20 protein-coding genes are annotated in these 17842 nt (G+C 67.5%); 11 read left to right on the top strand and 9 right to left on the bottom strand.

The genetic code is table 11. The features are described 5' to 3' along the window. A partial coding sequence (locus MLGJGCBP_RS07110; protein WP_201452984.1) for a cbb3-type cytochrome c oxidase subunit I occupies positions 1–840 on the bottom strand: 840 nt, incomplete at its 3' end. Positions 841–1152: 312 nt separating this feature from the next. Here MLGJGCBP_RS07110 and MLGJGCBP_RS07105 point away from each other — a divergent pair. The 3 genes from MLGJGCBP_RS07105 to MLGJGCBP_RS07095 are packed head-to-tail and all read left to right on the top strand — an operon-like array spanning position 1153 to position 3756. Beyond that, positions 1153–2160 (top strand): ABC transporter substrate-binding protein, encoded by a 1008-nt coding sequence (locus MLGJGCBP_RS07105; protein ID WP_160094586.1) that lies wholly within the window; start codon positions 1153–1155, stop codon positions 2158–2160. Positions 2161–2195: 35 nt separating this feature from the next. Then, a complete protein-coding gene (locus MLGJGCBP_RS07100; protein ID WP_160094585.1) occupies positions 2196–3263 on the top strand; it encodes an iron-siderophore ABC transporter substrate-binding protein in 1068 nt (355 codons plus the stop codon). 19 nt (positions 3264–3282) lie between these two features. Continuing rightward, positions 3283–3756 (top strand): NUDIX hydrolase, encoded by a 474-nt coding sequence (locus tag MLGJGCBP_RS07095; RefSeq protein ID WP_087556612.1) that lies wholly within the window; start codon positions 3283–3285, stop codon positions 3754–3756. Positions 3757–3831: 75 nt separating this feature from the next. On the opposite strand, the gene nrdF is transcribed toward MLGJGCBP_RS07095, so the two are convergent. From nrdF to MLGJGCBP_RS07075, 4 genes are all read right to left on the bottom strand, one after another. Next, positions 3832–4797, bottom strand: a complete 966-nt coding sequence (gene nrdF, locus MLGJGCBP_RS07090) for a class 1b ribonucleoside-diphosphate reductase subunit beta (RefSeq protein ID WP_015890191.1) — start codon at positions 4795–4797, stop codon at positions 3832–3834. A 78-nt stretch (positions 4798–4875) separates the two neighbouring features. Then, complete coding sequence (gene nrdE / locus MLGJGCBP_RS07085; RefSeq protein ID WP_442972081.1) at positions 4876–7059, bottom strand: class 1b ribonucleotide-diphosphate reductase subunit alpha; 2184 nt, start codon at positions 7057–7059, stop codon at positions 4876–4878. Beyond that, complete coding sequence (nrdI, locus tag MLGJGCBP_RS07080) at positions 7017–7493, bottom strand: class Ib ribonucleoside-diphosphate reductase assembly flavoprotein NrdI (protein ID WP_072937712.1); 477 nt, start codon at positions 7491–7493, stop codon at positions 7017–7019. Before nrdI ends, nrdE begins: the two co-directional genes overlap by 43 nt. A gap of 88 nt (positions 7494–7581) precedes the next feature. Next, complete coding sequence (locus tag MLGJGCBP_RS07075) at positions 7582–7815, bottom strand: redoxin NrdH (protein WP_160094584.1); 234 nt, start codon at positions 7813–7815, stop codon at positions 7582–7584. A gap of 572 nt (positions 7816–8387) precedes the next feature. On the opposite strand from MLGJGCBP_RS07075, the gene MLGJGCBP_RS07070 reads away from it, so the two are divergent. After that, the gene (locus tag MLGJGCBP_RS07070; RefSeq protein ID WP_160094583.1) at positions 8388–9221 is read left to right on the top strand and encodes a siderophore-interacting protein; all 834 of its coding nucleotides are present in this window, start codon (positions 8388–8390) and stop codon (positions 9219–9221) included. A 27-nt stretch (positions 9222–9248) separates the two neighbouring features. Here MLGJGCBP_RS07070 and MLGJGCBP_RS07065 read toward each other — a convergent pair whose 3' ends face one another. Next, positions 9249–9812 carry an NAD(P)H-dependent oxidoreductase gene (locus MLGJGCBP_RS07065; protein ID WP_160094582.1) on the bottom strand — a complete coding sequence of 188 codons (564 nt, stop codon included), beginning with the start codon at positions 9810–9812 and terminating at the stop codon, positions 9249–9251. Positions 9813–9913: 101 nt separating this feature from the next. On the opposite strand from MLGJGCBP_RS07065, the gene MLGJGCBP_RS07060 reads away from it, so the two are divergent. Then, the gene (locus MLGJGCBP_RS07060) at positions 9914–10513 is read left to right on the top strand and encodes a TetR/AcrR family transcriptional regulator (RefSeq protein WP_160094581.1); all 600 of its coding nucleotides are present in this window, start codon (positions 9914–9916) and stop codon (positions 10511–10513) included. A 34-nt stretch (positions 10514–10547) separates the two neighbouring features. Further along, positions 10548–11318 (top strand): META domain-containing protein, encoded by a 771-nt coding sequence (locus MLGJGCBP_RS07055; protein ID WP_160094580.1) that lies wholly within the window; start codon positions 10548–10550, stop codon positions 11316–11318. Here MLGJGCBP_RS07055 and MLGJGCBP_RS07050 read toward each other — a convergent pair. After that, positions 11315–11866, bottom strand: a complete 552-nt coding sequence (locus MLGJGCBP_RS07050; RefSeq protein WP_160094579.1) for a nucleosidase — start codon at positions 11864–11866, stop codon at positions 11315–11317. The genes MLGJGCBP_RS07055 and MLGJGCBP_RS07050 overlap by 4 nt on opposite strands. A gap of 50 nt (positions 11867–11916) precedes the next feature. Here MLGJGCBP_RS07050 and nadE point away from each other — a divergent pair, with 50 nt between their 5' ends. Then, the gene (gene nadE, locus MLGJGCBP_RS07045) at positions 11917–12756 is read left to right on the top strand and encodes an ammonia-dependent NAD(+) synthetase (protein ID WP_160094578.1); all 840 of its coding nucleotides are present in this window, start codon (positions 11917–11919) and stop codon (positions 12754–12756) included. 4 nt (positions 12757–12760) lie between these two features. Beyond that, positions 12761–13537 (top strand): SDR family oxidoreductase, encoded by a 777-nt coding sequence (locus MLGJGCBP_RS07040; RefSeq protein ID WP_160094577.1) that lies wholly within the window; start codon positions 12761–12763, stop codon positions 13535–13537. 20 nt (positions 13538–13557) lie between these two features. On the opposite strand, the gene MLGJGCBP_RS07035 is transcribed toward MLGJGCBP_RS07040, so the two are convergent. Both MLGJGCBP_RS07035 and moaA read right to left on the bottom strand, forming a co-directional pair. Further along, complete coding sequence (locus MLGJGCBP_RS07035; RefSeq protein ID WP_087556623.1) at positions 13558–13815, bottom strand: MoaD/ThiS family protein; 258 nt, start codon at positions 13813–13815, stop codon at positions 13558–13560. Next, on the bottom strand, positions 13808–14863 hold the full coding sequence (gene moaA, locus MLGJGCBP_RS07030; protein ID WP_160094576.1) for a GTP 3',8-cyclase MoaA: 1056 nt from the start codon (positions 14861–14863) through the stop codon (positions 13808–13810). Before moaA ends, MLGJGCBP_RS07035 begins: the two co-directional genes overlap by 8 nt. 119 nt (positions 14864–14982) lie before the next feature. On the opposite strand from moaA, the gene MLGJGCBP_RS07025 reads away from it, so the two are divergent. From MLGJGCBP_RS07025 to MLGJGCBP_RS07015, 3 genes are read left to right on the top strand one after another with little or no spacing between them, the layout of a single operon-like run. Then, complete coding sequence (locus MLGJGCBP_RS07025) at positions 14983–16167, top strand: molybdopterin molybdotransferase MoeA (RefSeq protein ID WP_160094575.1); 1185 nt, start codon at positions 14983–14985, stop codon at positions 16165–16167. Then, on the top strand, positions 16164–17138 hold the full coding sequence (gene moaCB / locus MLGJGCBP_RS07020; RefSeq protein ID WP_160094574.1) for a bifunctional molybdenum cofactor biosynthesis protein MoaC/MoaB: 975 nt from the start codon (positions 16164–16166) through the stop codon (positions 17136–17138). Before MLGJGCBP_RS07025 ends, moaCB begins: the two co-directional genes overlap by 4 nt. After that, positions 17131–17544 (top strand): molybdenum cofactor biosynthesis protein MoaE, encoded by a 414-nt coding sequence (locus tag MLGJGCBP_RS07015; RefSeq protein ID WP_160094573.1) that lies wholly within the window; start codon positions 17131–17133, stop codon positions 17542–17544. The genes moaCB and MLGJGCBP_RS07015 overlap by 8 nt, the downstream gene beginning before the upstream one ends. The last annotated feature ends 298 nt before the right edge of the window (positions 17545–17842 follow it).

Here is a 17842-nt window from a genome sequence, read left to right as displayed (position 1 = left end):
CGAGACGATGCCGAAGAACGGCAGCGCGATGATGTACACCTCGGGGTGACCGAAGAACCAGAACAGGTGCTGCCACAGCAGCACACCGCCGGTGGCCGGGTCGAAGATGTGACCACCGAGGTGACGGTCGACGAACAGACCCATGAACGCAGCGGTCAGCAGCGGGAACGCCAGCAGAATCAGAATGCTGGTGATGAAGATGTTCCACGTGAAGATCGGCATCCGGAACATGGTCATGCCGGGGGCACGCAGGCAGATGACGGTGGTGATCATGTTGACACCACCGAGGATGGTGCCGAGGCCGGCGACCGCGAGGCCCATGACCCAGAGGTCGGCGCCGACGCCCGGGGAGTGCAGTGCACTCGTCAGGGGCGTGTAGGCGGTCCAGCCGAAGTCGGCGGCACCACCGGGGGTGATGAAGCCCGCGGTCGTGATGATCGCGCCGAACACGTACAGCCAGTAGCTGAACGCGTTGAGTCGCGGGAACGCCACGTCGGGGGCGCCGATCTGCAGCGGCAGGATGTAGTTGGCGAACCCGAACACGATCGGCGTCGCGTACAGCAGCAGCATGATCGTGCCGTGCATGGTGAACAGCTGGTTGAACTGCTCGTTCGACAAGAACTGCATACCGGGCACAGCGAGCTCGGCGCGCATCATCAGGGCCATGAGACCACCGATGAGGAAGAACGCGATCGAGGTCGTCAAGTACATGATTCCGAGCACCTTGGGGTCGGTGGTCGTAATCATTTTGAAGATGAACGAGCCCTTGGGTCCCTGCCGCGGCGGGTAAGGCCTGGCTGCAGCTATCGCGGGGACTGGCTGGGGCGCTACGGCAGTCACTGATCCTCCTGAATGCGCGTCCGACCCCGGGCTGCGAGGCGAACGGTCTCTGGCTTGCGCTCATCGAATCGTAGACCGTGCCCTCTGCGGCCTCCGACTGGGTCCTACCCACTGTCGTACTTACCCCGACTCAGAGCAAACCGGGGCGCGGGCGACCTGCGGTTTGTGCCAGCGGGCAGCGCCGGGGAGTGCTCACTGTCACGCAGTCCCGCGTGTCGCGCGGGGCTGCGTGACACGGTCCCGCCGAGGCTCCGGCACACCGAAACCGTGCTGCTAAGGTTTCGCTCACCTAACTTCCATCAGGAGCTCCATGTGAACGTTCTCTCCCGCCGCCGGATCGTCGCCGGCGCGGTCGCGCTGGCCGCGGCAGCCACCTTCTCGATCACGTCCTGCGCCGGCAACGACCACTCCGCCGCCGCCTCCGGCACCCCATCGTCGACCGGGCAGTTCCCCCGCACCGTGGATCACTTCCGCGGCAGCACCGAGATCCCGGCCGCACCGCAGCGCATCGTGGCCCTCGACAACAGCTTCACCGACGCCGTCCTCCTCCTCGAGGCGCCCCTGGTCGGGTACGTCGACTACCGCGAGCCCGGCCTCCCCGACTACCTCGGCACCACACGCGACGAGTTCGCGGCGGACGCGAAGTCGGTGGGCAAGGTCAGCAACGCGAGCCTCGAGCAGATCGCCGCACTGCAACCCGACCTGATCATCTCCGCCGAGGTGCGCGACGGAAAGAACTACGAGCAACTGTCGGCGATCGCGCCGACCATTTTCACCGAGACGACCGGGCCCACGTGGAAGGACAACATCCGGCTCGTCGGCAAGGCACTCGGCAAGGAGGACCTCGCGGAGCAGAAGATCGGCGCCTACGAGGAGCGGGCCGCCGCCGTCGGTGCGGAGGTCAACGAGACGGCGTCGAATCCGGCGATCTCGGTCGTCCGGTTCGCGGGCGAGCCGACGGCACGCCTCTACCGCACCACCTCGTTCAGCGGGATCGTCCTCTCGGACGCCGGGCTGGCACGTCCGCAGAGCCAGGGCCCCGATCCGGCCGATCCGGACAACATCATGCAGGCCGTCAGCACCGAGCTGATCAGCGAGGCGGAGGCCGACGTCATCTTCGTCAGCACCTGGCAGGACCCGGCAGGCAAGAGCGCCGAAGCGGCGAAGCCGTTCCTGGAGAGCCCGCTGTGGCAGACGCTCAAGGGACGCAAGGTCGACGTCGACGACGCCCGCTGGATGTCGCCGGTCAGCGTCCAGGGCGCGCATCTGATCCTCGACGACCTGTCGGACACGTTCGGGGTGGACAAGCACAGCGGCTAACCTGAACGCGCCCGCACACACAGGAAGTCGCCGAATTGTCCCCTCGTAGGTTTTCCGCCCGCCGCGCGTCCACCGGTCTGGTCGCTGCCGTCGCTGCGCTCGCACTGGCCGGCTGCTCTCAACCGTCCGACGACGATCCCGCAGCGTCCATCGTCCGGACCACCACGCAGATCGCCGGAGCCGGCGTGGTCGGCATCGAGCGGGACACCACGACGGCCTGCGCCGAGCCGGCCCCGGTCGACGCTGCACTCGCGGCCGGCTCGACGCACCGGGTGGTCCACACGAAAGGTGAGAGCGACGTCCCGTCCGACCCTCGGCGGATCGTGGTCCTCGACAGTGCCGCGCTGGACGCCGTGTGCGCCCTCGGCCTGTGGGAGAACGTGGTCGGCGCGGCAACCCTCGACGGCGATTCGCCGCAGCCCGGCTACCTCGGCACCGGCGTCTCCGAGATCCCGAGCGTCGGATCCGTCGACGCCCCGGACGTGAACAGAATCGCGCAGGCGGACCCGGACCTGATCCTCGGATCGAGTCCGGCGTCCGACCAGCTGTACGGCGCGCTCTCCCCGATCGCGCCCACCGTGTTCGTCGGCTCCGACCCCGTGTACTGGAAGGCGCAGTTCCTCCTCGCGGGCAACGCGCTGGGCCGGGCCGACGCGGCGACGGCGGCACTCGAGCAGTACCAGCAGGACGCGCAGCAACTCGGCATCGACATCGATGCCGCGCAGACGCAGGCGTCCGTCGTCCGTTTCGACGCCGACAGCATGGAGGTCGAGGGTCCGGCGACGTTCGCGGGCCAGGTCCTCACCGACGCCGGGGTGCGGCGGCCCGCCTATCAGAACCTCGACGGCGTCGTCACCGAACCGATCTCCGAAGCCGACATCGACCAGGCCGAGGGCGACCTCATCTACGCCGTCCTGGACGGCAAGGACGGCACCGCCCACGCGGAGGACGTCATGTCCGGGGAGGCCTGGGAAGACCTCGGGGCCGCCGGCGACAAACGGGTCTTCGCCGTCGAGGGTGACGTGTGGGGCGGAAACGGCGTCGTCGCCGCGCGCGCGATGCTCACCGACCTCAGGAACACGCTGAACGGCTACGTCGGCTAGACATGCCCTAGGAGGCTCGATGCCCGTCCCCGAGTTCGTCACCGCCCTGCGCGGCCACGTCGGCACCGCACCGCTGTGGCTGTCCGGGGTGAGCGTCGTGGTGCGTGACGACGACGGGCGGGTGCTGCTGACCCGGCGCGTCGACAACGGCAAGTGGGCGGTCGTGTCCGGCATCCTCGAACCCGGGGAGGAACCCGGACCGGCCGCGCTCCGGGAGATCCGTGAGGAAACCGGCGTGGACGCCGAACTGGTCCGGATCACGAGCGTCGACGTCACCGACCCGGTCACCTACCCCAACGGCGACGTCGCCCAGTATCTCGACGTGTGCTTCCTCGCCCGGTACGTCGGCGGGGAGGCCGCCGTGTCGGACGACGAGAATCACGACGTGGCGTGGTTCTCCCCCGACTCGCTGCCGGACGACCTCACGCCGTCGTCGCGGCTGCGCCTCGACAAGGCATTGCAGGACGTCCCCGAGGCGTGGTTCCGCCGCTGAACGCACTTCGCCCGATGTCGCACCAATGCAGCAGAACTGGACCGGTGGAACATCGGGCGACGCGAAAAGTTCGTTCTAGAAATCCCAGTCTTCGTCTTCGGTGTTGACGGCCTTGCCGATGACGTAGGAGCTGCCCGAGCCGGAGAAGAAGTCGTGGTTCTCGTCGGCGTTGGGTGAGAGCGCCGACAGGATCGCCGGGTTGACGTCGGTCTCGTCCTTCGGGAACAGGCCCTCGTAGCCGAGGTTCATCAGCGCCTTGTTGGCGTTGTACCGCAGGAACTTCTTGACGTCCTCGGTGAGGCCCACCTCGTCGTAGAGGTCCTGGGTGTAGTCGACCTCGTTGTCGTAGAGCTCGAAGAGCAACTCGAACGTGTAGTTCTTGAGGTCGTCGCGCTCGGCCTCGGTGAGCTGCTCGAGACCCTTCTGGTACTTGTAGCCGATGTAGTACCCGTGCACGGCCTCGTCACGGATGATGAGGCGGATGAGGTCGGCGGTGTTGGTGAGCTTCGCCCGCGACGACCAGTACATCGGCAGGTAGAAACCGGAGTAGAACAGGAAGCTCTCGAGCAGGGTGGACGCCACCTTGCGCTTGAGCGGCTCGTCGCCCTGGTAGTAGTCCATGACGATCTCGGCCTTGCGCTGCAGGTTCGGGTTTTCCTCGGACCAGCGGAAGGCGTCGTCGATGTCGCGGGTGGAGCACAGCGTCGAGAAGATCGAGCTGTAGCTCTTCGCGTGCACCGACTCCATGAACGCGATGTTGGTGTACACCGCCTCTTCGTGCGGGGTGATGGCGTCGGGGATGAGGCTGACGGCGCCCACGGTGCCCTGAATGGTGTCGAGGAGCGTCAGCCCCGTGAACACCCGCATCGTGAGCTGCTTCTCCTGCGCCGTGAGCGTCCCCCACGACGGGATGTCGTTGGACACCGGCACCTTTTCGGGCAGCCAGAAGTTGCCGACGAGACGGTCCCACACCTCGGCGTCCTTCTCGTCCTGGACGCGGTTCCAGTTGATCGCGGATACGCGACTCACCAGCTTGACCATTGATTCCTCACTTCGTTCGGCTGTGAGTACTTCTTAACCGCCGGCGGTTGAGAAGTACTCACGGGCGGCGGAGCCGCACTACAGCATGCAGGAGACGCAGTTTTCGACCTCAGTCCCCTCCAACGCGAGCTGACGCAGCCGGATGTAGTACAGCGTCTTGATGCCCTTGCGCCACGCGTAGATCTGCGCCTTGTTGATGTCGCGGGTGGTGGCGGTGTCCTTGAAGAACAGCGTCAGCGACAGCCCCTGATCGACGTGCTGCGTCGCGGCGGCATAGGTGTCGATGATCTTCTCGTACCCGATCTCGTAGGCATCCTGGTAGTACTCCAGGTTGTCGTTGGTCAGGTAGGGCGCCGGGTAGTAGACGCGGCCGATCTTGCCTTCCTTGCGGATCTCGATCTTCGACGCCACCGGGTGGATGGAGCTGGTGGAGTTGTTGATGTAGGAGATCGATCCGGTCGGCGGCACCGCCTGCAGGTTCTGGTTGTAGATGCCGTGCTTCTGCACGGACGCCTTCAGCTCACGCCAGTCGTCCTGGGTCGGGATGTGCAGGCCCGCATCGGCGAACAGCTGACGCACCCGCTCGGTCTCCGGCTCCCACACCCGGTCGGTGTACTTGTCGAAGAACTCTCCGGACGCGTACTTGGACTCCGGGAAGCCCGCAAAGTACGTGCCGCGTTCCTTGGCGATCTCGTTGGACGCCCGGATCGCGTGGAACAGCACGGTGTAGAAGTAGATGTTCGTGAAATCGATGCCCTCGTCGGAGCCGTAGTGGATCCGCTCGCGCGCCAGGTATCCGTGCAGGTTCATCTGCCCGAGACCGATGGCGTGACCCTCGTCGTTCGCCTTCCGGATCGACGGGACGGAGTCGATGGAGGTTTGATCGGCGACGGCGGTCAGCGCGCGGATCGACGTCTCGATGGTGCGTGCGAAGTCCGGCGAGTCCATGGTCTTCGCGATGTTCAGCGAACCGAGGTTGCAGGAGATGTCCTTGCCGATATGGCTGTAGGACAGGTCGTCGTTGAACGTCGACGGCGTGGAGACCTGCAGGATCTCCGAGCACAGGTTCGAGTGGGTGACCTTGCCCGCGATCGGGTTGGCGCGGTTCACCGTGTCCTCGTACATGATGTACGGGTAACCGGACTCGAACTGCAGCTCGGCGACGGTCTGGAAGAACTCGCGCGCCTTGATCTTCGACTTGCGGATGCGCTTGTCGTCGACCATCTCGTAGTACTTCTCGGTGACGTTGATGTCCGCGAACGGCTTGCCGTAGATGCGCTCCACGTCGTACGGCGAGAAGAGGTACATGTCCTCGTTCTTCTTCGCCAGCTCGAACGTGATGTCCGGGATGACAACGCCGAGAGACAGCGTCTTGATGCGGATCTTCTCGTCCGCGTTCTCGCGCTTGGTGTCGAGGAAGCGGTAGATGTCCGGGTGGTGCGCGTGCAGGTACACCGCGCCCGCGCCCTGGCGCGCGCCCAGCTGATTGGCGTACGAGAACGAGTCCTCGAGCAACTTCATGATCGGGATGACCCCGGAGCTCTGGTTCTCGATCTTCTTGATCGGGGCGCCGTGCTCGCGAACGTTGCTGAGCAGCAACGCAACTCCGCCGCCGCGCTTGGACAGCTGCAGTGCGGAGTTGATGGAGCGGCCGATGGACTCCATATTGTCCTCGATGCGCAGCAGGAAGCAGGACACGGGCTCGCCGCGCTGCTTCTTGCCCGAGTTGAGGAACGTCGGGGTGGCCGGCTGGAAGCGGCCGGCGATGATCTCGTCGACGAGCTTGGTCGCCAGGTCCTCGTCGCCCGCAGCCAGCGTCAGGGCGACCATGCAGACACGGTCCTCGAAACGCTCCAGGTACCGCTTGCCGTCAAACGTCTTGAGCGTGTACGAGGTGTAGTACTTGAACGCGCCCAGGAACGTCGGAAAACGGAACTTCTTCGAGTAGGCGTGGTCGATCAGCGTCTTGACGAAGTTGCGGGTGTACTGGTCGAGGACCTCACGCTCGTAGTAGTTCTCCTTGACCAGGTAGTCCAGCTTCTCGTCCTGGTTGTGGAAGAAGACGGTGTTCTGGTTGACGTGCTGGAGGAAGTACTGGTTCGCAGCCTCGCGGTCCTTGTCGAACTGGATCTCGCCGTTCGGCCCGTACAGGTTGAGCATCGCGTTGAGCGCGTGGTAATCGAGACCGTTCGTCGAGTCTCCACCGCGCGCGTCGCGCTCTATGCTCCCCGCGTCGATGGTGTCTGTGATGGTCGGCGCCACTTCTCGTGCTCCTCGTCGTCTAAGTGATCCCAGAATTCACCCAGACCGGCCCTTACCCGCTCGACGTCCTCGGCTGTGCCCATGAGTTCGAAGCGGTAGAGGTAGGGAACGTGGCATTTCTGAGAAATGATATTTCCTGCAAAGCAATAGGATTCACCGAAATTGGTGTTTCCCGCCGCGATCACTGCTCGGATCAGCGACCTGTTGTGTGTGTTGTTGAGAAATCGGATGACCGGCTTCGGGACGTAGCTGGTGTCGCGGCCCATGGCCGTCGTCCCCCCGCCGTAGGTCGGAAGGATCAGCACATAGGGTTCGTGCACCTCGAAGGTGCCCTCGCGGTCATGAATGGGTATGCGCGTCGCAGGCAGCCCGAGCCGCTGGACGAATCGGTGCGTGTTCTCCGAGGCGCTGGAGAAGTACACCAGCGATGTCATCGGTTTCCACCATCTGGACTAGTACTACCGTTTACTTCCGTCCGGGAATCGGCTCGTCCTCCGCCTCGGGCGGTGCGATCGCCTCGCTTCAAGCAGCGTTTGCCGAGAGGGTCTTGATGCGGTCGGGGCGGAAGCCCGACCAGTGCTCGTCACCGGCCACGATCACGGGCGCCTGCAGGTATCCCAGTGCCATGACGTAGTCCCGGGCTTCGGGGACTTCGGTGATGTCGACGACGGAGTATTCGATACCCGCCTTGTCGAGGGCCCGGTAGGTGGCATTGCACTGAACGCAAGCGGGCTTGGTGTAGACGGTGATGCTCATGAAGTCCCTCTTTCCACTGCCGAATGGAGCTGACGAAGTGTGTGTTCAGCGCACTGAGACTTCCCCTGATCGAGATGGCGGTGACCCCCGATGGAGATGCTCACCGAGTCGGTTCTCGTTGTGGTCTCTCAGTGCTCAAGACACTACACCTAGTAGCCGACAGAAACACTTAACCCGAGATGTTGTGAGTCACATTGATGAAATTCCCTGGTCGTCATCTCGCGGACCATAAATTTCGTGCTCGCTCCGGCGTGTCGCACATCACATTTTCGGCGTGACGCGGGACACCCCCGAATTCGCGCTCGTGCACTGGAGGCTCCGGGAGCCTACGCCACCTCCGAAGACACGCCCGCATCGGCGGCGCGGCCTCCGGGAGAGCCCCGTGCGGACCGGCCGGACACCGCTCCGGCGGGCGATGCCGGCGCCTTCCGGGACCCGTCCCCGGCAGCACCCGGCACCCCCGCTCCCGTGCCTGCCGCGGCGGGGCCGCACCGGGTACCGCACCCGACCGCCCCCACGCTTGCCGGCCGGTAACTGCAGGCCCCGACTCCCCCGCCCGGTACGTTGAGCGCATGTCCGACGACTCCCTGGGCGACCCCGGCTGGTCGGCGCCCGTAGCGCGCACGAGGCGAGTGACGCCGAACATGCAGAGGATCACCCTCGAGGGCGGGGATCTGAGTCGATTCGAGTCCAGTGGGACGCCCGACGAGCGCCTGCTCCTCGCGTTCCCGCCGGACGGCGCGGAGAAGCGCAGTTACACCGTGCGCCGCTGGGACCCGGACGCCCTGGAGATGGACATCGACTTCGCCGTCCACGCGGGCGGGACCGCGGCGCACTGGGCCGCGAGCGCGCGCCCGGGCGAGATGCTCGGATTCTCCACCGCCTCGGGGTGGTACGCGCCACCCGCGGACGCCGAATGGCAACTCCTCGTCGCCGATATGACGGCATTGCCCGCCGTCGGGCGAATCCTGGAGGAACTACCCGGATCGGCGCGGGTGCACGTGATCGCGGAGGTCACCACCCCGGCGGACCGGCAGCAGTTCGCGACCGACGCGGCGCTGACCGTGACGTGGCTGGACGGAAGCGGCAACGGCGCCGGGGAAAGCCTCCTGGCCGAGCACGCCCGCGACCTGCCGCTCCCGGATTCGCCGGGATACGTGTGGTTCGCGGGCGAGGCGAAGGTGTCTCGGGTGGTGCGGCGCTGGTTGCGCCACGACCTCGGCCGGCCCGCGGACCGCTACGACGTCATCGGCTACTGGCGCGACAACAAGGAGGAGTGGGTCGCGCGGTACGAAACGGTGCGCGAACAGATAGAAGCCGCCAGGGACTCTGCCCTGGCGGCCGGTGAAGACTTCGACGCGGTGCGGGACGCCGTCGACGCAGCCCTGGATCGGACCGGACTGTAGCGGCGACGGCGTTCCGCGCGCGGATCGTCAGGCGTCGACGAGTTCCTTCGTGGCGTCGACCAGGCTGGCGACGACGCCCGCGACCTGCTGCGCGACCTCGGCGTTCTCGCGCGGGTGCCGGTCTCCGAACTTGTCGATGGTGCCGCCGATGGCGAGGGTGACGTCCTCGAGGACCTTGCCGCCTGCGATGCGGACGGCCTTGCGGGTGTCCTCGTGCGCCCACTGCGCGCCGTTGCCGCTGGGCGAGGCGCTGATGACGGCGACGGGCTTGTCCTTGACGGCGCCGGTGCCGTACGGCCGGGAGATCCAGTCGATGGCGTTCTTGAGGACGGCCGGGATGGTGCCGTTGTACTCGGGGGTGAGCAGCAGGAGCGCGTCGGCGCGGCCTGCGGCGTCACGCAGGGCCTCGACGGCGGGGATGGAGCCGGCGACGTCGATGTCCTCGTTGTAGAAGGGGACCTCACCGAGTCCGCCGAACACGATCACCTCGGCACCCTCGGGTGCCACGGCGACCGCGGTCTCGGCGAGCTGACGGTTGACCGAGGCGGCGCGGAGGCTGCCGACGAGAACGAGGACGTTGGTCTGTGACATGTCAATATTCCTTCGATGGTGCGTAGGGCGACTCGTGAACATGTATAGCAACTAAACGGACCGCGGTCCACTTATGTTCCCGGCACGGTAGGATGCGGAGTGTGACCAGCCCCCTCCTGCCCCAGATCGGGGTCGACACCCCCGAACGCGGAGACGCCGCACGTAACCGGCGCCTACTCCTCGATGCGGCCGCGCTGCTGGTCGCCGAACGCGGCGTCGACGCCGTCACGATGGACGCCGTCGCCTGCAGGGCCGGTGTGGGCAAGGGCACAGTGTTTCGCCGGTTCGGCAGCCGGTCGGGCCTCATGCACGCACTCCTCGACCACACCGAGCGAGAACTCCAGCAGTCCTTCATGTTCGGTCCGCCGCCCCTCGGGCCGGGCGCCGACCCGATCGACCGGCTGATCGCTTTCGGGCACGCCCGTCTCGCGATCGTCGAAGTACAGGGCGAGGTCCTGCGCGCGGCCGAGAACTCGCTCGAGTTCCGCTTCGCCGCCCCCGCGCGGGCAGTGTCCGTGAGCCATGTCGTGTACCTCCTCCGCGCGGCAGGCGTGCAGGGCGACCACGAACTGCTCGCCTGTTCGCTGCTCGCACCCCTGGAGGCCACGCTCGTACTGCACGAACTGCGCGACCTCGGGATGTCCGTCGAACGGCTCGGGGACGCCTGGGAGGACCTGATCCGGCGTGTCACCCGATGTTGATCCCGGATCCGGACATCTTGTCTAACCTCGGGGAATGCGCACCACCGCTGCCGTTCTCGGCCTCCTGACGTTCGCCTCGCTCACCGCCTGCGGCGGCGATGCGCAGACCGAGGCCCAGGACCCGACCGGCCGCACGTTCGTCTCCACCTCCGTCGAGGGCGATCCCATTCCCGGCGGCGGGCCACTCGTGCTCGGGTTCACCGACCCCGGGCGACTGTCCGTCGACGCCGGATGCAATCAGGGCAGCGCCGACGTCGACCTGTCCGACGGAAGAATCGTGACGGGACCGCTCGCCATGACGCTGATGGCGTGCCCCGGCGAGGCGGCAGGCGCCGACGCCTGGGCGGCGGCCCTGCTGGACGCGCAACCGGACTGGACCCTCGGCGGCGACACGCTCACCCTCACCACCCCCACCGCTTCGGTGACGCTGACGGACGAGAAGGTCGTCCGGCCGGACCTGCCCGTCGTCGGAACCACGTGGACGGTGACCGCGCTGATCAGTCCGGACGCGGTCACCACGACAGCGGCGCTGGAGCGGACGGCACCGCAGTTGCTGATCGCAGGCGACGGTTCGGCGTCCGGTTTCACCGGATGCAACCGGATGACCGGGACCGCGGACGTGCGGCCGAGTTCGATCACGTTCGGGTCGTGGACCACCACCCGGATGGCGTGTCCCCCGGACGAGTCCGAGGTGGAAAGCGCGGTCCTCGCGGCGCTGACCGGGGAGACGGGCTACACCGTCCGCTCGGACACGCTGCGCCTGGTCAACGGTGCCGGGACCGGACTGGAACTGCGGGCGAGTTAGAGCGCCGCCAGCCAGCACCCGAGTTCGCGGGCGCTCGCATCGATCCGGGCGGGCCAGTCCAGTGCCGAGTCGTCGGCGGTGTCGCTGACGTGCTTGACGAGCCGGCACCGGGCGCCGCCGCGGGCACTGGCGTAGGCGACGGCGAACCCCTCCATGTCGACGAGGTCGGCCCGGCGGGCGAGTTCGTCGCGCACGCCGACGTCGGACACGAACAGATCCCCGGTCGCGAGCACGGAACCGTCGCCGTCGGGCAGGGCGAGGAGATCGGCCACCTCGTGCCCGAGCGCCCGGATGGCGTCGCCGCTGATGTCGTGGTTCAGGACCGTCGACGGCGTGAACAGCCCGCTGTGATGTTCGTGCAGCGCGCCCGCGGTGCCGATGTTGACGACGAGCGGTTTGGCGGTTCGCGGGTAGTCGGCCAGCGCCGACGCCACGGCCACGGCGGCGCTCACCTTGCCGATCCCGGTGATGAGGACCTCGAACTCGGACGGGACGTGCACCGCCTCCGCCTTGGTCGCACTGACCACCAGAACGTCCGATCTACTCATGCGCGGAACCGTACCCTGCGCTCCTCGAGGGCACTCGCTAGAGTTCTGGCATGGCGAATCTACGTGCGCAGATCCTCGAGGAACTCGGTGCCCGGCCCACCATCGACGCGGGCGACGAGATCCGCAAACGTGTTCAGTTCCTGAAGGACTACCTGCTGTCGACCCCGGCCAAGGGGTTCGTCCTGGGTATCAGTGGCGGTCAGGACAGCACCCTCGCCGGACGCCTCGCCCAGCTCGCGGCGAGCGAGTTGCGCGAGGAGGGTCACGACGCCGAGTTCGTCGCCGTGCGGCTGCCCTACGGCGCCCAGGCCGACGAATCCGACGCGCAGGTCTCCCTCGACTTCATCGGGCCCGACCGGTCGGTGGTCGTCAACGTGAAGCCCGGCGCGGACGCGACCGCGAAGGAGTCGTCCGAGGCGCTGCGCGACATCATCGGCGACGGCGGCGAACTCCGCGACTTCGTCCGCGGCAACATCAAGGCCCGCGAGCGCATGGTGATCCAGTATTCGATCGCCGGTCAGCTCGGGTATCTCGTCGTCGGCACCGACCATGCCGCCGAGGCGATCACCGGTTTCTTCACCAAGTTCGGCGACGGCGGCGTGGACGTCACTCCTCTGACGGGGTTGTCGAAGCGTCAGGGCGCCGCGCTGCTCCGCGAACTCGGCGCACCCGAGAGCACATGGAAGAAGGTTCCCACCGCCGACCTCGAGGACGACCGTCCCGCTCTTCCCGACGAGGAGGCGCTGGGCCTGACGTACGCGCAGATCGACGACTACCTCGAGGGCAAGGACGTCCCGGACGCCGTCGCCGAGAAGCTCGAGGCGATGTTCCTGAATACCCGTCACAAGCGCACGGTCCCGGTAACCCCGCTCGACACGTGGTGGCGGTGACCCGGTGGTCCAGGCGCTGGTCGCGGGCGGTACCGGTACTGCAGGCCGGCAGGTGGTCAAGGAGTTCCTCGCCCGCGGTCACTCCGTCCGGGTCCTGACCCGGCACGGCGGGGCGCCGGGTAGCGAGATCGCGCATTTCCACGGTGATCTCGTCACCGGCGAGGGCCTCGCCGAGGCCCTCGCCGGTGTCGACGTGGTGGTCGACACCACCGACGGCAAGACCAAGGGCACCCGGGCGGTGCTCGAGAAGGGTTCCGAGAACCTGCTCGCCACCGCGGACGGCGCGGGAGTCGGACGCGCCGTCCTCCTCTCCATCGTCAACGTCGACCTGGCCGAATTCGCCTACTACCAGGCGAAGCGGACCCAGGAGCGGGTCTACGAGAGCGCCGCGATCGAGACGACGATCGTGCGGGCGACCCAGTTCCACGACTTCATTCCCATGGTCGCAAAGCCGGCGAGCCGGGTGGGGCTGATCCCGGCCTTCTCGAAGACGAGCTTTCAGACCATCGACACGAGGGACGTGGCGACCGCCCTGGTCGACGCCGCCCTGGCCACCGAATCGTCGCCGGAGGGGCTGGTCACCATCGGTGGCCCGGAGGTGCGCACCGCCCGCGATCTGACGGCGGCGTGGAAGAAGGCCACCAAGACGCACGGCTTCGTCGTGAACGTTCCGCTTCCCGGCGCGCTGGGGCAGTTCCTGCGGAACGGATCGAACCTGGTGCCGGACAACCGGTTCGGAACGATCACCTTCGACCGGTGGCTGGCCGAGTCCGTCCACTGAACCGATCGGCGGGCGGCGGGCTAGCCGCCGGCGAACGGCGGCAGCACGTCCACCTGCGCCCCGGCGGTGCGGGTCAGATCGCGGGTCAACTCGGAGTCCACCAGGAACGCGGAGACCGACAGCACCTGTTGCATGCCAGGACCGTACTTGGCGAGGAGAAGGTCCTTCACCTGGCCGAGGTCCGCGGTGGCCGGGAGGTCGAGGGTCTCCTTGGTGCAGCCCGCTGCGTCGGCAGCGGCCGCGAAGTACCGAACCGAAATGCCTGTCACGTCAACCACCGATTGCTCCCATACTGCGTTGCGGCGGAGCGAAGCCGTCCGCGTTGATTCCGTGGCCTGCCCACTTGTTCCACATCGCGCCGCGCCACAATTGCGCCAGATCCTCGTCGCCCGCACCCGACCGCAGTGCCGCCCGCAGGTCGATCTCCTGGTCGCTGAACAGGCACGAACGTACCGTTCCCTCGGCGGTGAGGCGGGTGCGGTCGCAGTCGGAGCAGAACGACCGGGTGACGGACGCGATGATTCCGACCGTGGCCGGTCCGCCGTCGACGAGCCACTCCTCGGCAGGCGCCGACGGGTCTTCCCTCCCGTGTTCGGTGAGCGTGAACCGCTCGCCGAGGACGGCCAGTAACCGGTCGGCGGTGACCATGTTGTCGCGTGCCCATTCGTGATCGGCGTCGAGCGGCATCTCCTCGATGAACCGCAGCGTGACGCCCTCGCTCAGGCACCATTCCAGGAGATCGGCCGCTCCGCTGAGCGTGTCGGGCATCAGCACCGCATTGATTTTCATCGGTGCCAGTCCGGCGCGGGCGGCGGCACGGATACCGGCCATCACCGACGGCAGACGGTCACGTCTGGTCAGTCTCGCGAAGTGCTGGCGATCGACCGAATCGAGGGAGACGTTGACCCGTGTCAGTCCGGCCCGGGCGAGCCCGGCCGCGCGGTGTTCGAGACCGACCGCGTTCGTGGTCATCGCGAGCGGAATCCCCGGTACCCGCTCGGCACATCCGGCGATCATCTGCTCGAGATCCACCCGCATCAGCGGTTCGCCCCCGGTGAACCGGACCTCGCGCACACCGAGCCGGTGGACGGCGATGTCGACGAGCCTCACGATCTCGCCCGCGGTGAGGAGATTCTGCGCAGGAATGGCGGGCAGGCCCTCCTCGGGCATGCAGTACGTGCAGCGCAGCGAACACTTCTCGGTGATCGAGACCCGCAGATCCCGCGCGACGCGACCGAACCGGTCGACCAGCTGGTCGACATCCGGTCTGCCGTCGAGCGAGACCGACGACCGAATGGTCGGGATCCCCATCTCCACCGTCGTCATCGAGTTGCCTTTCCCTGCATCTGTCCAGTATGCCGCGCGGGGGTGAGCGTTGTCCGACGCGGTGCGAGTCACTCCGCCGGGAGGTGCCTAGGATTGGTGACCATGGCCGGAGGAATATCGTGACCGCACGCTCTGTGGAGCAGCACGCCCAGCACGTCGCCGAACTCCTCGCGCCGCTGCACGGGCGCCCGGCCGAGGAGATCCCGCTCGGCGAGGCACTCGGGCGCGCCCTCGCCGCCGACGTCCGCTCCCCCGTCGACCTGCCGTTGTTCCGGAATTCGCAGATGGACGGATACGCGGTCGACGCCGCGTCCGTCGCGTCGATCCCGGCGGTGCTGCCCGTGCGGGGTGTGATCGCCGCGGGACCGGCGGGCACCACCGTCCACACTCCCGGGACCGCCTACCGGATCATGACCGGTGCCCCGATCCCCGACGGCGCCGACGCGATCGTCCCGGTCGAGGACACCGAGGCCGCGGACGGACAGGTCCGCATCGAACGCTCGCGCAGCGCCGGCGAGTTCGTGCGCGAGCGCGGCAGCGACGTCCGGGAGGGCATGCTCCTGCTCCCCGCGGGCAGTGTCCTCGCCGCCCGGCACATCGCCGTCCTCGCAGCCGTCGGTCTGCAGCGCGTCCCCGTGCGCCCGCGCCCGCGCATCGCCGTGATCACCACGGGAGCCGAACTGGTCGACGCCGGAACGACGCTGCACCCCGGAGAGATCTACGACTCCAACGGAATCGCCCTCGCGTCGAGCGCCAGGGCCAACGGCGCCGAGGTCGTGTCGATCGCGCGCAGCGGCGACGACCCGGCCGAGTTCCGGACCCTGCTCGCGGAGGCGACCACCACCGCCGACCTCGTCCTCACGTCCGGCGGGGTGTCGATGGGCGACTTCGAGGTGGTCAAGGAGACGCTGTCACCGCTGGGCGCGCACTTCGGGCACGTCGCGATGCAACCGGGCGGCCCGCAGGGCACCGCCGTCGTGGACGGCACGCCCGTCCTCAATTTTCCGGGGAACCCGGTCAGCACCCTCATCTCGTTCGAGGTGTTCGCGCGTCCCGAGATCCGGCGCGCGGCCGGGCTCCCCCCGACCGAACCCGAGGAACTGCCGCTCGCCGCGGCCGTCACCTCCATTCCCGGCAAGCGGCAGTTCCTCCGGGCACGCCGCACCGAAGCCGGAGTCGAACTCGTGTCCGGCCCCGGCTCCCATCTCGTCGCCGCGATGGCGTGGGCGGACGTCCTCCTCGACGTTCCCGCCGACGTCACCGCGCTCGACGCCGGCCAACTCGTGAAGGTGATCCCCCTATGAGCGACCTGACGCACCTCGACAGCGAGGGCCGCGCGCGCATGGTCGACGTGAGCGCGAAAGCGGACACGACCCGGACCGCGGTGGCCGCCGGGCAATTGGTCACCACCCCCGCGGTGATCGAACTGGTCCGGGCCGACGACCTGCCCAAGGCCGACGTTCTCGCGACGGCCCGGATCGCCGGGATCTCCGGGGCGAAGAAGACGTCCGAGCTGATTCCGCTCTGCCATCAGCTCGCGCTGTCGTCGGTGAAGGTGGAGTTCGGGTTCACCGAGAATGCGATCACGATCGAGGCCACCGCGAAGACGAAGGGCCCGACCGGCGTCGAGATGGAGGCCCTCACCGCAGTGGCGGTGGCCGGATTGACGTTGCACGACATGGTGAAAGCCGTCGACCCCGCCGCGACACTGGACGGTGTGCGGCTGCTCACTAAGGACGGCGGCAAACGCGGACACTGGACGCGCGAACAGCAGAGCACCGAAACCCCTACGGTGACAGCGCGATCCGCGGCCGTCCTGGTCGCCTCGACCGGCGGGGCGAAGGGCACTCGGGAAGACACGACCGGCCCGGTGATCGCCGCGTGGCTCGAGGAACGTGGCTTCACCACGAGGGGTCCGCTGGTCTACGCGGACGCGGACGTCGCGGCCGGACTCGCCGACGCCCTGTCCGGGAACCCGGCACTGATCATCAGCACCGGCGGCACCGGGGTCTCCCCCACGGACGCGACCCCGGAGGCCACCCGCGCGGTGCTCGACCGCGAACTGCCCGGCGTGGCCGACGCCATCCGGAACCGCGGCACGGAGGTGACCCCGCACGCCTCGCTGAGCCGCGGACTCGCCGGTGTGGCGAACGGCACAGTCGTCGTGAATCTCCCCGGCTCGCCGGGCGGGGTCAAGGACGGATTGTCCGTCCTCGACCCCATCGTCGATCATCTTCTCGCTCAGGTCGCAGGTGGAGGTATGCACGATGCCTGACATTCTCGCCCAGATCTCGGATCAGCCGCTCGATCCCGCCGTCGTCGACGCGGCCGTGGCCGGGCCCGAACACGGCGCCGTCGTCGTGTTCACCGGCGTTGTCCGCAATCACGATGGCGGACAATCGGTCTCGGCACTCGAATACCAGTCGCACCCGGACGCCGAACGCTTCCTGCGCACCGTCTGCGAGGAGGTCGCGGCCTCGTCCGGACTCCCCGTCGCGGCAATCCACCGGGTCGGATCCCTCACCGTCGGCGACCTCGCGGTGGTCGCCGCGGTCGCCGCTCCCCACCGCACCGAGGCGTTCACCACGTGCGCCGAACTGGTGGAGCGCATCAAGCACGAGGTACCCATCTGGAAGCGGCAGAAATTCGCCGACGGGGCCTCCGAATGGGTCGGTCTGTGACTCCTCGGTCGGACCGGCCGGCCGTCACCAGGTAGACTCGCCATCACTAGATGACCACGACGGTCATCCAGCGTCGTAGAACGCATTCAGTTCGGTCACCCGAATCCTGTTGGATGTGCACCACCGCATCCGCTCTTCTTACGGCGAAGAAGCTTGCCGACCGGCAACGCCGCCAACCTGTGCTCGAGCTCCGACGGAGACCTTCCGTATCGGCCCTCCGGGCACAACCCTGTGCTCGAAAGGCCTGACCACTTGTCTGACACGAATACCCCCGACACGACGTTCGCCGCGCTCGGTG

The sequence above is a fragment of the Rhodococcus sp. T7 genome (assembly GCF_009872365.1).
Taxonomy (GTDB): Bacteria; Actinomycetota; Actinomycetes; order Mycobacteriales; family Mycobacteriaceae; genus Rhodococcus_F.
This window is presented reverse-complemented; position numbering and strand designations above follow the sequence as displayed.

Excerpts from the sequence above, each read along its gene's own strand:
- MLGJGCBP_RS07095 (WP_087556612.1), top strand. The coding sequence starts at position 3,283 with ATGCCCGTCCCCGAGTTCGTCACCGCCCTGCGCGGCCACGTCGGCACC.
- nrdF (WP_015890191.1), bottom strand. The coding sequence starts at position 4,797 with ATGGTCAAGCTGGTGAGTCGCGTATCCGCGATCAACTGGAACCGCGTC.
- nrdI (WP_072937712.1), bottom strand. The coding sequence starts at position 7,493 with ATGACATCGCTGGTGTACTTCTCCAGCGCCTCGGAGAACACGCACCGA.
- MLGJGCBP_RS07075 (WP_160094584.1), bottom strand. The coding sequence starts at position 7,815 with ATGAGCATCACCGTCTACACCAAGCCCGCTTGCGTTCAGTGCAATGCC.
- MLGJGCBP_RS07070 (WP_160094583.1), top strand. The coding sequence starts at position 8,388 with ATGTCCGACGACTCCCTGGGCGACCCCGGCTGGTCGGCGCCCGTAGCG.
- MLGJGCBP_RS07065 (WP_160094582.1), bottom strand. The coding sequence starts at position 9,812 with ATGTCACAGACCAACGTCCTCGTTCTCGTCGGCAGCCTCCGCGCCGCC.
- MLGJGCBP_RS07055 (WP_160094580.1), top strand. The coding sequence starts at position 10,548 with ATGCGCACCACCGCTGCCGTTCTCGGCCTCCTGACGTTCGCCTCGCTC.
- MLGJGCBP_RS07050 (WP_160094579.1), bottom strand. The coding sequence starts at position 11,866 with ATGAGTAGATCGGACGTTCTGGTGGTCAGTGCGACCAAGGCGGAGGCG.
- nadE (WP_160094578.1), top strand. The coding sequence starts at position 11,917 with ATGGCGAATCTACGTGCGCAGATCCTCGAGGAACTCGGTGCCCGGCCC.
- moaA (WP_160094576.1), bottom strand. The coding sequence starts at position 14,863 with ATGACGACGGTGGAGATGGGGATCCCGACCATTCGGTCGTCGGTCTCG.
- moaCB (WP_160094574.1), top strand. The coding sequence starts at position 16,164 with ATGAGCGACCTGACGCACCTCGACAGCGAGGGCCGCGCGCGCATGGTC.
- MLGJGCBP_RS07015 (WP_160094573.1), top strand. The coding sequence starts at position 17,131 with ATGCCTGACATTCTCGCCCAGATCTCGGATCAGCCGCTCGATCCCGCC.